Source organism: Bradyrhizobium genosp. A, assembly GCF_049949275.1.
Lineage (GTDB): Bacteria > Pseudomonadota > Alphaproteobacteria > Rhizobiales > Xanthobacteraceae > Bradyrhizobium.
This window is the reverse complement of sequence record NZ_CP188196.1, coordinates 3,175,474-3,188,785: the sequence shown is the minus strand read 5'-3', so window position 1 is coordinate 3,188,785 and position 13,312 is coordinate 3,175,474. Positions and strand designations below refer to the sequence as shown.

At 63.0% G+C, this 13,312-nt stretch carries 14 protein-coding genes and 1 pseudogene; 9 read left to right on the top strand and 6 right to left on the bottom strand.

The features are described from left to right. Positions 1-47 precede the first annotated feature (47 nt). From ACP2YP_RS14680 to frc, 3 genes are all read left to right on the top strand, one after another. Entirely contained in the window at positions 48-740 is a 693-nt protein-coding gene (locus tag ACP2YP_RS14680; protein ID WP_162137408.1) for a GntR family transcriptional regulator, read from the top strand. A 64-nt stretch (positions 741-804) separates the two neighbouring features. Further along, entirely contained in the window at positions 805-2,538 is a 1,734-nt protein-coding gene (oxc, locus tag ACP2YP_RS14675) for an oxalyl-CoA decarboxylase (RefSeq protein WP_426424943.1), read from the top strand. 66 nt (positions 2,539-2,604) lie between these two features. Beyond that, positions 2,605-3,882 carry a formyl-CoA transferase gene (gene frc / locus ACP2YP_RS14670; protein ID WP_426424941.1) on the top strand — a complete coding sequence of 426 codons (1,278 nt, stop codon included), beginning with the start codon at positions 2,605-2,607 and terminating at the stop codon, positions 3,880-3,882. 698 nt (positions 3,883-4,580) lie between these two features. Here the strand turns inward: frc and ACP2YP_RS14665 are convergent. The 3 genes from ACP2YP_RS14665 to ACP2YP_RS14655 all read right to left on the bottom strand — a co-directional run bounded on the left by ACP2YP_RS14665 (position 4,581) and on the right by ACP2YP_RS14655 (position 5,411). Then, positions 4,581-4,805 carry a hypothetical protein gene (locus ACP2YP_RS14665; protein WP_426424940.1) on the bottom strand — a complete coding sequence of 75 codons (225 nt, stop codon included), beginning with the start codon at positions 4,803-4,805 and terminating at the stop codon, positions 4,581-4,583. 55 nt (positions 4,806-4,860) lie between these two features. Further along, a complete protein-coding gene (locus ACP2YP_RS14660; protein WP_426424939.1) occupies positions 4,861-5,103 on the bottom strand; it encodes a transcriptional regulator in 243 nt (80 codons plus the stop codon). Positions 5,104-5,201: 98 nt separating this feature from the next. Next, complete coding sequence (locus tag ACP2YP_RS14655) at positions 5,202-5,411, bottom strand: cold-shock protein (protein WP_200468778.1); 210 nt, start codon at positions 5,409-5,411, stop codon at positions 5,202-5,204. Positions 5,412-5,819: 408 nt separating this feature from the next. Here ACP2YP_RS14655 and rpsU point away from each other — a divergent pair, with 408 nt between their 5' ends. Both rpsU and ACP2YP_RS14645 read left to right on the top strand, forming a co-directional pair. After that, entirely contained in the window at positions 5,820-6,122 is a 303-nt protein-coding gene (gene rpsU, locus ACP2YP_RS14650; RefSeq protein ID WP_426424938.1) for a 30S ribosomal protein S21, read from the top strand. 291 nt (positions 6,123-6,413) lie between these two features. Continuing rightward, a complete protein-coding gene (locus ACP2YP_RS14645; RefSeq protein ID WP_426424936.1) occupies positions 6,414-6,683 on the top strand; it encodes a hypothetical protein in 270 nt (89 codons plus the stop codon). Positions 6,684-6,687: 4 nt separating this feature from the next. On the opposite strand, the gene ACP2YP_RS14640 is transcribed toward ACP2YP_RS14645, so the two are convergent. Next, the gene (locus ACP2YP_RS14640) at positions 6,688-7,521 is read right to left on the bottom strand and encodes an alpha/beta hydrolase family protein (protein WP_426424934.1); all 834 of its coding nucleotides are present in this window, start codon (positions 7,519-7,521) and stop codon (positions 6,688-6,690) included. A gap of 149 nt (positions 7,522-7,670) precedes the next feature. Here ACP2YP_RS14640 and ACP2YP_RS14635 point away from each other — a divergent pair. Further along, positions 7,671-7,862: pseudogene (locus ACP2YP_RS14635) on the top strand (SRPBCC domain-containing protein); the annotation flags it as partial. A gap of 106 nt (positions 7,863-7,968) precedes the next feature. On the opposite strand, the gene ACP2YP_RS14630 reads toward ACP2YP_RS14635, so the two are convergent. Both ACP2YP_RS14630 and ACP2YP_RS14625 read right to left on the bottom strand, forming a co-directional pair. Continuing rightward, the gene (locus ACP2YP_RS14630) at positions 7,969-8,226 is read right to left on the bottom strand and encodes a DUF3551 domain-containing protein (protein WP_426424933.1); all 258 of its coding nucleotides are present in this window, start codon (positions 8,224-8,226) and stop codon (positions 7,969-7,971) included. Positions 8,227-8,375: 149 nt separating this feature from the next. Then, on the bottom strand, positions 8,376-9,707 hold the full coding sequence (locus ACP2YP_RS14625; RefSeq protein WP_426424931.1) for an Hsp70 family protein: 1,332 nt from the start codon (positions 9,705-9,707) through the stop codon (positions 8,376-8,378). 297 nt (positions 9,708-10,004) lie between these two features. Between ACP2YP_RS14625 and ACP2YP_RS14620 the strand changes: the two genes are divergently transcribed. From ACP2YP_RS14620 to oxlT (ACP2YP_RS14610), 3 genes are all read left to right on the top strand, one after another. Next, positions 10,005-10,142 (top strand): hypothetical protein, encoded by a 138-nt coding sequence (locus ACP2YP_RS14620; RefSeq protein WP_334537300.1) that lies wholly within the window; start codon positions 10,005-10,007, stop codon positions 10,140-10,142. A 248-nt stretch (positions 10,143-10,390) separates the two neighbouring features. Beyond that, positions 10,391-11,680, top strand: coding sequence for an oxalate/formate MFS antiporter (gene oxlT / locus ACP2YP_RS14615; RefSeq protein ID WP_426424929.1), 1,290 nt, complete (start codon positions 10,391-10,393; stop codon positions 11,678-11,680). Between the two features lie 259 nt (positions 11,681-11,939). Then, positions 11,940-13,274, top strand: coding sequence for an oxalate/formate MFS antiporter (gene oxlT, locus ACP2YP_RS14610; protein WP_426424927.1), 1,335 nt, complete (start codon positions 11,940-11,942; stop codon positions 13,272-13,274). Positions 13,275-13,312: the final 38 nt, after the last annotated feature.

Below are 13,312 nucleotides of genomic sequence, written 5' to 3'. Positions count from 1 at the left end.
GGAGAATCGTCGTGTCACTGCGGAAACCAACCAAGGCGTTGCCGAACATGGCCGAGGCAGACATCGCAATCGTTCGTATTGCCCCGGAGAGCAGCTTCAAGAACAAGGCGTATGACGCCTTGAAGGAAGCCATCCTCAAGATGGACATCTACTCGACGCCCGAGCCGGTGATGCTCGACGAGCGCGCGTTATCCGAACGCCTGGGTGTCAGCCGCACGCCGATCCGCGAAGCGATCGCGATGCTCGAGCAGGACGGCTTCGTGAAGACCGTGCCGCGACGCGGCATCATGGTGGTGCGCCGAACCAAGAGCGAAATCGTCGACATGATCCGCGCCTGGGCGGCGCTGGAGAGCATGGCGGCCCGCCTCATCACCACCACCGCGCGCAAGAAGGACATCACGGCGCTGCGCGACTACTTCAAGGATTTCGGCAAGGACCGCCTGCCCGAGGATCACGTCGAGGAATATTCGCGCGCCAACATCGCCTTCCACCAGGCGCTGATCTCGCTGTCGGAATCGCCGGTGCTGGTCGATCTCACCAACGATCTTCTGTTGCACGTGCGCGGCTATCGCCAGCTGACGATCGGACGCAAGGACCGCACCGCGACGTCACTGCCCGAGCATCTCGGCATGATCGAAGCGCTCGAGGCACGCGACACCGAGCTCGCCGAGAAGCGCGCCCGCGACCACACCCTTGGCCTTGCCGCTTACGTCGAAGCGCACGGCCAGGAACTCTTTTAACCAGCAACGTTCACCAGAAGGGCGAAAAATTCGCCCCAGTATTGAGACCAGGGAGACAAGGCCCATGCTGAACACCGCGACCAAGTCCGAAGCACCGGGCACCGAGCAGGAACTGACGGATGGCTTCCATCTCGTCATCGACGCGCTCAAGCTGAACGGCATCAACACCATTTATAATGTGCCGGGCATCCCGATCACGGATTTGGGCCGCATGGCCCAGGCCGAAGGTATTCGCGTGATCTCCTTCCGCCACGAGCAGAACGCAGGTTATGCGGCAGGCATCGCCGGCTACCTGACCAAGAAGCCCGGCGTCTGCCTCACGGTGTCGGCGCCCGGCTTCCTCAACGGTCTCACCGCGCTCGCGCACGCCACCACCAACTGCTACCCGATGATCCTGGTCTCGGGTTCCTCCGAGCGCGAGATCGTCGACCTCCAGCAGGGCGACTACGAGGAAATGGACCAGCTCGCGATCGCCAAGCCGCTGTGCAAGGCGGCCTATCGCGTGCTGCACGCCCAGGACATCGGCATCGGTTTTGCCCGCGCGATCCGCGCCGCGGTCTCGGGCCGTCCGGGCGGCGTCTATCTCGACCTGCCGGCAAAGCTGTTCGGCCAGGTGATGAACGCCGAGGCCGGCCAGAAATCGCTGGTCAAGGTGATCGACGCAGCTCCGGCGCAGATCCCCTCGCCCGCCTCGGTCAAGCGCGCGCTCGATGTACTGAAGGCCGCGAAGCGTCCGCTGATCATCCTCGGCAAGGGCGCGGCCTACGCGCAGGCCGACGAGGAGATCAAGAGCTTCGTCGAGAAGAGCGGCGTGCCATTCCTGCCGATGAGCATGGCCAAGGGCCTGCTCCCCGACACCCATCCGCAATGCGCCGGTGCGGCCCGTTCGACGGTGCTGAAGGACTCCGACGTCGTCATGCTGATCGGCGCGCGGCTGAACTGGCTGCTCTCGCACGGCAAGGGCAAGAGCTGGGGCGAGTCCCCGAAGAAGTTCATCCAGGTCGACATCGAGCCGAAGGAAATGGACTCCAACGTCGAGATCGTCGCGCCCGTCGTCGGCGACATCGGCTCGGTCGTCTCCGCCTTCAACCAGGCGATGGGAACGGGCTGGACTGCTCCGCCGGCGGAATGGACCAAGGCCATCGTGTCCAAGCGCGATGAGAACGTCGCCAAGATGGCGCCGAAGCTCATGAACAACAAGTCGCCGATGGATTATCACGGCGCGCTTGGCGTGCTGAAGAACGTCGTCAAGGATCATCCCGAGGCGATCCTCGTCAACGAAGGCGCCAACACGCTCGACCTCGCCCGCGGCGTCATCGACATGTACAAGCCGCGCAAGCGTCTCGACGTCGGCACCTGGGGCGTGATGGGCATCGGCATGGGCCAGGCGATCGCGGCTGCGCTCGAGACCGGCCACCCCGTGCTGGCGGTGGAAGGCGACTCGGCGTTCGGCTTCTCCGGCATGGAGGTCGAGACCATCTGCCGCTACAACCTTCCGATCTGTGTCGTCATCTTCAACAATGACGGCATCTATCGTGGCACCGACGTCAACAGCGTCAACGCCGATCCGGCGACGACGGTGTTCGTCAAGGGTGCGCGCTACGACAAGATGATGGAAGCCTTCGGCGGCGTCGGCGTGAACGCCACCTCGCCCGACGAGCTCAAGCGCGCCGTCAACGAGGCGATGGCTTCACGCAAGCCGACGCTCATCAACGCGGTGATCGATCCGGCCGCGGGCTCCGAGAGCGGCCGCATCGGCAACCTCAATCCGCAGAGCGTTCTGCAGAAGAAAAAGTAAGTCCTCCCCTTCAACCCTTTATTCCCTGTGGTTCGCAGGGGCAGACACAGAGTACGGAGCAACACAATGACTAAAGCGCTCGAGGGCGTTCGCATTCTCGACTTCACCCACGTCCAGTCCGGACCGACCTGCACGCAGCTGCTCGCATGGTTCGGCGCCGACGTGATCAAGGTCGAACGCCCGGGCGTGGGTGACATCACCCGCGGCCAGCTGCAGGACATCCCGAACGTGGACAGCCTGTATTTCACCATGCTGAACCACAACAAGCGCTCGATTACGCTCGACACCAAGAACCCCAAGGGCAAGGAAGTCCTCACCGAGCTGATCAAGAAGTGCGACGTGCTGGTCGAAAACTTCGGCCCCGGCGTGCTCGACCGCATGGGCTTCCCCTGGGAGAAGATCCAGGCGATCAACCCGAAGATGATCGTCGCCTCGATCAAGGGCTTTGGCCCCGGACCGTATGAAGACTGCAAGGTCTATGAGAACGTCGCGCAGTGCACCGGCGGCGCCGCCTCCACCACCGGCTTCCGTGATGGCCTTCCGCTCGTCACCGGCGCGCAGATCGGCGACAGCGGCACCGGCCTGCATCTGGCGCTCGGCATCGTCACCGCACTCTATCACCGCACCCATTCGGGCAAGGGCCAGCGCGTCACCGCCGCGATGCAGGACGGCGTCCTGAATCTCGCGCGCGTAAAACTGCGCGACCAGCAGCGCCTCGCCCACGGCCCGCTGAGGGAATACAGCCAGTTCGGCGAAGGCATTCCGTTCGGCGACGCCGTGCCGCGTGCGGGCAACGATTCCGGCGGTGGCCAGCCCGGCCGCATCCTGAAGTGCAAGGGTTTTGAGACCGATCCCAACGCCTACATCTACTTCATCACCCAGGCCCCGGTCTGGGAGAAGATCTGCGACGTGATCGGCGAGCCCACCTGGAAGACCGATCCGAACTACGCCAAGCCGCAGGCCCGCCTGCCGCGCCTGAACGAGATCTTCGCGCGCATCGAGCAGTGGACGATGACCAAGACCAAGTTCGAGGCGATGGAAATCCTCAACAAGGACGACATCCCCTGCGGCCCGATCCTGTCGATGAAGGAGATCGCAGAAGACCAGTCGCTGCGCGCGACCGGCACCGTAGTCGAGGTCGACCACCCCACCCGCGGCAAGTACATCTCGGTCGGCAACCCGATCAAGCTGTCGGACTCCCCGAGCGACGTGGAGCGCTCCCCGCTGCTCGGCGAGCACACCGACGAGATCCTCCGCTCGGTGCTCGGCTTCAGCGATCACCAGGTCGCCGAGATCCACAGGTCCGGCGCGCTCGACCCGCCGCAGAAGCAGGCCGCGGAGTAAGCGACTTCGCAATGCATGAGACGAAAGGGCCGCCCATCGAGGCGGCCTTTTTTGCGTTAGAAAGGCCGTGCGACCGCAGGCCCAAACCCAAAACTGAAAAACAACCCCATGCACAGTAGCCAACCCCTTGGCCAACAAGCAATTTCGTATTTTACGAAAAAATTCTTGACACGTCGGGCAAAACCGGGGCAAAGTGTGATCATCCGAGATGGCCTTGCCCCCTCGCCCGCACGCGGTGATGCCGAATTAACGAGACCCGGCAGGAACAGACGGGATGGCGCCCCGTTGTTCCCGCACCGGTGGGTCTGCGCAATCGCGGACGGCCGCCGACGACAGCGTCGATCACCACCGACCGTCAGCGGGAAACGCCTGATCCCGCGCCTTTTGAAGTCGCACCCGTCCAGCCACATCGAGGTCAAAAATGATGAGAGATCCCCCCGCGTCCAGGGCCCTGCGCGACGCCAACAGGGCATTCAAGCCGGTCGAAACCAAGAAGGAGATGAGCGACTACGCGAAGACGCAACAATCCCTTCAAGAAAACCGTGAGCGCCTGAAGGCAGAGCGACTGGCCCGAGAGGCCAGAGAGCGAACTCACCGCGAGTGAGGCAATGCTGGTGAGATATTATTACTTCGACATCAGGGACGGACGAGCATTCTCTGTGGACGAAGAGGCCTGACTCTCGCGAACCAGAGGGCCGCTAGAGCATCGACAGCACGACGATCCCGTCTTCAAGCTCCCCTGATGCCAGACGCGCCCGCGCGATGCGCTCGAACTCCGTCCGGTACTTCTGGAGATAGCTGAAAGCCTGTTTCTGGGTCTGAAAATTGGTCGCAAGCCGGCACATCTGTCGGCCGGCGCCGAGCGCGAGAAAAAAGGTGATTGTGCCGCCGCCGTCCGGCTTAACTCTCGGCACGATCCGCACTCTCAGGCATGTGACCGGCCCCTCTCCAGATTTTCGTCGGCAGCGTCGAGCTCGCCTATTGCGGCAGTTTCCTCGCACGCTTCTTCGGCGCGGGCGCCGGCAGCGCCGCGCGATGCGTGGCGTCAGCCGCTTCCTTGGCCTGGCGCAGCTCGCGGAGCCTCACCATGTTCTTGCGAATGTCGATGGACTGCTTTTCGGCATCTGCCATTGCCCGCGCTCCTTCTTCAGCGGCGAGGCGCTGACGGCTCAAACGCGCGATGCCTTCGGGTGTTGGTTCTGCCGATTTCTTGGCGCTCATCCTTCACCCTGTTCTGCAACGGACAAAACCCGCTCAATCCAGGGATCGAGCGGGTCGCATGGCCGTTTCAGTACATCCGTGAAACGGCACCGAAGGACTTAAGCCAGCGAGAGATTCTCAGCGCTGACCTTGCCCCGCATCTTGTCGGTCTTGGCCTCGAAATTGACCTTCTGGCCCTCGGCGAGACCTGCAAGACCTGCCCGCTCGACCGCGCTGATGTGAACGAACACATCGTTGCCGCCGTCGTCGGGCTGAATGAATCCGAAGCCCTTCTGACCATTAAACCACTTCACTGTACCTGTTGCCATTTCTCTTCTCCAAAGCGCACAAACGCGCATTCCGCGTGACGCTCACGCAGCACCGATTCAATTCGTCGATGTCGATGGAAAAGGAGCCCGCGGGCGCATTCAACAAGGCACAGCGGCTGAACGAACAGCTTTAAGGTATACCTCACCACCGACATTAGCAAGGCTTCAGCCGGATTTAATGGCGCCCGGGGCATCCTCGGAACCTTTGCGGGTTTGAGGACTCAACCTTGAGGTCGTCCCAGCGCAAGGGCGGACGAGCCTTCCCGAACCCTGTTTGACATCCGTTGTCGGGTCGCGTCACATCGATAAACGCACTCGCGCGACCCTATCCGATCCAAATCATCCCTGCGCACGCGGCTGTCGCGCAGTCCTGGTCGACCAAGGCAGCCTCAACAAAGGGAGCCGCCGGTGCAGGTTTTTGTCCGCGATAACAATATCGATCAGGCCTTGCGCATCTTGAAGCGAAGGATGCAGCGCGAAGGCGTCTTCAAGGAGATGCGGCGCGCACGCTTCTACGAGAAACCGTCGGAGCAGGCGGCGCGACGGAAATCCGACGCGGTGCGGCGCATGAGGAAGCTGGCGCGGAAGCAGGCCATTCGTGAGGGACTGATCGTGGTCAAGCCGAAGAAACGCCCTGGAGAGGATGCGAAGCGCCCCGCGCAAGGTTCTGGTGCAACGACGCCGGCGTTATCAGGGGTTCCCGGTAAATAACGTATCCTTCTGGACATACATCGCGCAGATTCATGATAGGGTTCGGCATCACCGCCCGGCTCGTGGCATCCATCGGTGATGAGAACGCCGATTGCGCTCCCGCCCATTCCAGGAAGGGAACAGCCCCATGGAACGGCGTCACATTAGCAAGCCAACCCAAACTCTCAGGCAACGGCTGACTGACGACATCGGACGCCTGCGCGACGAGGCCCGCTCGCTTCCTCCCGGTCAGCGCCGCGAGAATTTGATGCGCAGGGCACAGCAGGATGAGACGGCCATCCAGATCGACGCATGGCTCAGCTCCCCAGGTCTGAGGGCGCCGACATGACGCTGCAGTATCGCGCCTATCTCGTCGGAGCGAACGGCGTCTTCCAATCCGCCGAGGCCTTCGAGGCGACCTCCGATGCCGCCGCACTCGTCCGTGCGGAGCGGTTCGCGCTGCGCGGCAATGTCGAGGTGTGGCAGCTTGACCGGAAGATTGCGCTGCTGAAGGCGCCACTTGTCGAAGGCGCCGGCAAGGTCTCCATCGACCGCGCCTCGCGCCGCATCGATCTCAGCTGAGCGCTCACTGTTCTCCGCCCGCAAGCTGCTCATGAAAGTACTTCACGACCGCCGCGTTGAATTCGCGGTGAAAGCCTGCCCTGTCGAATCCTGCCGGCGTATCGGTGCAGATGCGCGGGATGGCTGCCGCGAGCGCGGCCGAGCAAGGTGCGAGGAAGGCGAAATGACCGGCCGGCACGACATGAATCTCGGGTTTGCCGAGTAGCCCCTCCGCGACCCGCGCGGTGCCCGAGCCGTCGCCGACGCCGGGGCCCCCGAACTGCGACCGCCAGAACTGGAACGGCACCTTGACGACGGCGAGGTTCTCCCGCGTCAGAACGCCCGGTGCGGGATCGACGATCACAACGGCGCGGATACGGGCATCCTGTATCGGCGCAGGCGGCGTATCGCCATTGTGCAGCTCTGCGCACGCGCCGGTCGTCTCCTTGCAGAAGCTGGCGATCCGCGCGAAGTCCGGCTTGACGCCCATCAGCACGAAGCCGGTAGCACCTCCGAGCGAGAAACCGAAGAAGCCGACTTTGGCAGGATCGATCACCGCCCTGTCCTTCCAGTTCTTCAGCATGAAATCGAGCAGGCTCACCACGTCCGCCGGGCGCGATCCCCAGACGGAGAGCGTGTCACGCCGCGAAGAGTCGCCATAGCTATCGCCGGGGTGATTGATCGCCGCGACGATGAAGCCCGCGTCAGCCAGCGCCTCCGCCGTGTCGTGATGCTGGCCGAAAAATCCGCCTCGGCCGTGCGAGAAGATGATGAGCGGTAGTTCTGCGCTCGTGACAGGACAATCCTTCACGCCCTTCAGGTCGTAGTCGGCGGCGACCGCAAGACTGCCCAGCGCCACCTGCGTCGGCTCCGCCGCGCACGGGTACCAGATCGCGCCTGACAGCGCCGGATCGGATTGGAGAAGCTGAATGCCTGCCGCCTTGGCAAATGAGCCAAGACAAAGAAGCGCGATGGCGAAAGCCCAAACTGTCCTGCGCAACGGACGCCAAGTTCGACGATCCGAACCTGCCCGGCGAGATCGAGGTGACGGTGACGCTGAAGAAAGTCCTTGTCGGCACCGAGCTCGATATCACGCAGGCCGGCATACCGGACGCGATCCCGCCGGAGGCCTGCTATCTCGGCTGGCAGGAATCGCTGCGCAATTTGGCGCGGCTCGTGGAGCCGGAGATCACGCAGTAAGCCGCAGAGTGGAATGGCTTGGGTGGGCAACTTCCTTGCGGCCCACCCTTCGAGACGCCCGCTTTGGCGGGCTCCTCAGGATGAGGTCTTGCTCCGCGTCGAGATCTCAATCCTCATGGTGAGGAGCGCCGCCTTGCCGTCGTCGGGTATTGTGGCCAGGCGATCCCCGCCAATATGGGTTCTCCAGGCACATGGCCGCGAGTCCCGAAGCCGTCATCCGGCACTGATCCATCGAAGTATAGCTGCAGTCGACGATGATGAGGCCCCGCTGGTGCCACGATTGAAGGCAGACCGGGTAACGCGGATCGTAGCGTTGAGCCGTGGCCGGGACGACTCCGAGGATCGTCGCGCCCGCCAGGATCATCCAACAAGGTGTGCGCATCTCGTAAACTCTATCCGGATTTCAGACCGGCCAGCACGACAGCATGGATTTGCCCGCCACGCTACTCGATCGTTGCGTCCACCGTGATGATCGATCTCCCGGAGCCGTATGGCGCGGAAGCATTGCGGCCACTATACGCCTGCCTCCGACTGGAGCCCGCCGTCAGCGGTCCAACGGTTCGGCTCGGAACTGTGTCCGATCAGCGCGAGGCCGTAGGCGATCGACTCGAACTGGTCGCCCGACATCAGCCGCTCGTTGCCGAACCGGTCTGCGAACAGTTTTCGCACCGCCGGCACGAACGAGGTGCCGCCGGTCAAGAACACCTTCTCCACCTCGCGCGCGGTGATGCCGGCTTCGCCCAGCACCTTGTCGACCGTGGCGCCCAGCCGGGCGATGTCGTCGGCAATCCAGGCGTCGAAGTTTTTCCGTGTGATGGTCGAGCCGATCTCGACACCGCCGCCCCTAAAGCGGAAGTCCACCTCGTCCTTGGCCGACAGCGCGACCTTGGCGTCCGACACCGCGCGGTACAGCGAGAAGCCGAGATCGAGATCGACGATGGTGATGAAATCCTCGAGCAGCGCCGGCTGCAGCGCGGTGCGGGCAAGCTCCCGCAGCTCGCGCAGATCGCCGTTGCTCTTCATCAGCGCGAGCTGATGCCAGCGCGCGAGGTTGGTATAGTGGCTGTTCGGGATCGGCAGCACCTTGTCGAACGAGCGGAAGCTCGATCCTTTGCCGAGCCGCGGCGAGACGACGTGATCGACGATGCGATAATCGAACGTGTCGCCCGCAATCCCGATGCCGGCATGGCCGAGCGGCTCGGCGCGCAAGACGCCGCCCGCGCGCGAGAAGCGCATCACCGAGAAATCGCTGGTGCCGCCGCCGAAATCCGCAACCAGCACGGTGGCATCGCGCTCCAGCCGTCGGGCGAAGGAGAACGCCGCGCCCACGGGCTCATAGACATAGCGCGCGTGGCCGGCGCCAAGGCGCTCGAACGCGGCGCGATAGCGCTGCATGGCCAGATCGTCGTCGGGATTGCCGCCGGCAAAGCGCACGGGCCGGCCGACCGTGATGTTGGCCGCCTCGAAGCCGAACTTGTCGCCGCCATGGCGCGCCAGCGTCCGCAGGAACGCCGCCAGAATATCCTCGAACTTGAAGCGCTGCCGGAACACCTGCGTGGTGTTGAAGTTCGAGCTCGCCGCAAAGGTCTTGAACGACTGCAGGAAGCGGTAGACGTGGCGTCCCTCGAGAAACTGCTCGATCGCCCACGGACCGCCTTCGGCCTGGGCACCGGCGCCCGGCCGGTCCTCCCAGAAGCACAGGGCCGAGACGTAGGTGCTGTGGCGTTGTCCGCCGTGATCGAAGCGAATGGCCTCGACCCGGCGATCGTCCACCGCAAGCGCGACGACGGTGTTGCTGGTCCCAAAATCGATGCCGATCGAGACGGCGGGCGAGGCGCTCGACATGAACCACTCTGCGAGATGCTTGGAAGGGGGCGAACCTCTAGCCGTTTTGCACTGCGGTGCCAAGAGCAGGGCTCAAAGGCCGATCCGAAATGGCCCGGGGCCTGTTTGCCACGCCTTTGAGCGCGAAACGGCGGGTTTTTGACCCCAAACGGCCGGTTTCAAGGAAACATTATGCTGCAATGCGGTAACTGGAATGCTGCTATGCAGCGGCATGCATAGACGTTGGCATCTGGTATACATAAATTGCTCCTCGAAACGAGACAGCGATGCTGACTGTCTCAAGAAAAGGGAATTCCGATGTCCAAGACCGCTTCTGTCGCGCTCGCGCCCTCCGCCTCGCTGTTCGCCCGCTTCATGGCTGCCGTCGACCGCTTCCTGATGGCGAGCGCCGAGATATCCAACCGCAACGGCGATCTGCCCCGCTTCGGCCTGTAAGGGCGTGGGCGAAAGCCGGCGCGTCGAATTGTCGCGGCGGTTGTAAAACCACCGGACTCCTACTTTTGAAGAATGGCCCTGCTCCGCGGGGCCATTTCTATTTGGGAATCGGCACATTGGCGCAGCCTCGCAAACGAGGTTGCGTCATAAGCGCACAATGGGCCGGCGTGCACTTGTAGCTTGGCATAATGAATACAAGAATGCTGCCAACGCGCGCTCAAAAAAAAGAAGCGCTCATTGGAGGATTCATGACGGAGATGGTGCAGACAACAACGGCTCCCACCGCTGCGCGCGTCAGCGACACATATCGCTGGACGCAACTGGCGATCGGCGTAGCGGCCATGGTGATGATCGCCAATTATCAATACGGCTGGACGTTCTTCGTCCCGGATATCCAGAAGAAATTCGGTTGGGATCGCGCCTCGATCCAGTGGGCCTTTACTCTGTTTGTTTTATTCGAGACCTGGCTCGTGCCGGTCGAAGGATGGTTTGTCGATAAATATGGTCCGCGCATCGTTGTGCTCGTCGGCGGCGTGCTCTGCGCGATCGGCTGGGCGATCAACGCGCAGGCCACCACGCTCAACGGCTATTATCTCGGCATGATCGTCGCGGGCATCGGCGCGGGCGGCGTCTACGGCACCTGCGTCGGCAATGCGCTGAAATGGTTTCCCGACAAGCGCGGTCTTGCCGCGGGCATCACGGCCGCCGGCTTCGGTGCAGGCTCCGCGCTCACCGTTGCGCCGATCCAGGCCATGATCAAGGATAGCGGCTTCCAGACCACCTTCCTCTATTTCGGCCTCGGGCAAGGCATTATCATCTGCATTCTCGCCTTTTTCCTGCTGGCGCCGAAGCCGGGCCAGGTGCCGAGCGTGGTGGCGAACACTGCACTCGCGCAGACGCGGCGCAACTACCAGCCGACCGAAGTTTTGCGTCAACCGATCTTCTGGTTGATGTACTTCATGTTCGTGATCGTCGGCGCCGGCGGCCTGATGGTGACGGCGAATTTGAAGCCGATCGCGGTCGACTGGAAGGTCGACGCCGTGCCGGTCACGCTGATCGGCATGACCATGACCGCGGTGACGTTCGCAGCGACCATCGACCGCGTGCTCAACGGCCTGACGCGTCCGTTCTTCGGCTGGATCTCCGACATGATCGGCCGCGAGAACACCATGTTCATCGCCTTCGGCATGGAAGGTTTTGGCATCTGGATGCTCCATCTCTGGGGCCAGGATCCGATCCGGTTCGTGATCCTGTCGGGCTTGGTGTTCTTTGCCTGGGGCGAGATCTACTCGCTGTTCCCCTCGACCTGCACCGACACGTTCGGCGCGAAGTTCGCGACCACCAATGCCGGCCTGCTCTACACCGCCAAGGGCACCGCCGCATTGCTGGTGCCGCTCGCGAACTATGTGCAGCAGACCTCCGGCCATTGGGACAACGTGTTCATCCTCGCGGCCGGCGCCAACATCCTGGCCTCGTTGCTGGCACTCCTGGTGCTCAAGCCCTGGCGCAAGGTCGTGGTCGCGCAATCGAGCGTCTGACCCGCCTCGTTCACAACCATCTCACGGATGCGCCCGGCCTCACGGCCGGGCGTTTTCGTTTTGACCGAATATACTTTGATGCCGGAAACCCGAAGGAACCCTGCACTTTTCTTGAGCGGGGCGGCAAGATAGGACTTGCTTTCTGGAATATGGTATACCAAGCTCCCGGCCGCGCTTGCGACGATAAGCCACAATATTTGCGACACTCCGTCATATGGGCGGCAGTGCTGCGACCAGACAGGCGCTTGGGAGGTTGTTGATGATGTCCAGCACGGACGGCGCCGTCACCGCTGCGCCCCTACGAACCGGTTTCCGTTGGCTCCAGCTCGCCATGGGCATCGTCTGCATGGCGATGATCGCAAACCTGCAATATGGCTGGACCTTGTTCGTCGATCCGATCGATCACGAACACCATTGGGGTCGCGCCGCGATCCAGCTCGCCTTCACCATCTTCGTCGTCACCGAGACCTGGCTGGTGCCGATCGAGGCGTGGTTCGTCGACAAATACGGCCCGCGCATCGTCGTCATGTTCGGCGGCGTGATGATCGCACTGTCCTGGGTGCTCAACTCCTATGCCGATAGCCTTCCCCTGCTCTATACGGCAGCCGTCATCGGCGGCATGGGCGCGGGCGCGGTGTACGGCACCTGCGTCGGCAACGCGCTGAAATGGTTTCCCGATCGCCGCGGCCTCGCCGCCGGCGCAACGGCCGCCGGCTTCGGCGCGGGCGCAGCGCTCACCGTGGTGCCGATCGCGACCATGATCGTAGCGAGCGGCTATCAGCACGCATTTCTCACCTTCGGCATCGGCCAGGGCGTGATCGTGTTCGTGCTCGCCTTCTTCATCCAGCCGCCGCGGATCTCGATCCCCCCGAGGAAGAAGCAGCTCAATTTGCCGCAGACCAGGATCGACTTCACGCCGCCGCAGGTGCTGCGCGCCCCTATTTTCTGGGTGATGTACCTCGTCTTCGTCATGGTCGCTTCCGGCGGCCTGATGACCGCAGCGCAGATCGCGCCGATCGCGCACGACTTCAAGATCGCCGACACGCCGGTGACCTTGGTCGGCTTCCAGATGGCAGCGCTGACCTTCGCAATCTCGCTCGACCGCATCTTCGACGGCTTCGGCCGTCCCCTCTTCGGCTTTGTCTCCGACACGATCGGCCGCGAGAACACCATGTTCATCGCCTTCGGCACCGCCGCGCTGATGCTGCTGACGTTGTCGGCGTATGGACACATCCCGATCGTGTTCGTGCTTGCGACCGCGGTCTATTTCGGCGTGTTCGGCGAGATCTACTCGCTGTTCCCCGCCACCTGCGGCGACACCTTCGGCTCGAAGTTCGCGACCACCAACAACGGCATGCTCTACACCGCGAAGGGCACCGCCTCCCTGCTTGTCCCGCTCGCAAGCGTGATCTCGACCGCCTATGGCTGGAAGGCCGTGTTCGTGGTGGCGGTGGCCTTGAACGCAACGGCGGCGCTGATGGCGCTGTTCGTGATCAAGCCGCTGCGCCGCTCCTTCATCCTGGGCAAGGAAGCCGAGGTCGCCAACACCGCGACCGCGAGTGCCAAGACCAGTGCAAAGACCGAGACGGCCTGAGCCGCCACACGCCTTCACCACGGTCAGAAGGGGCGCAG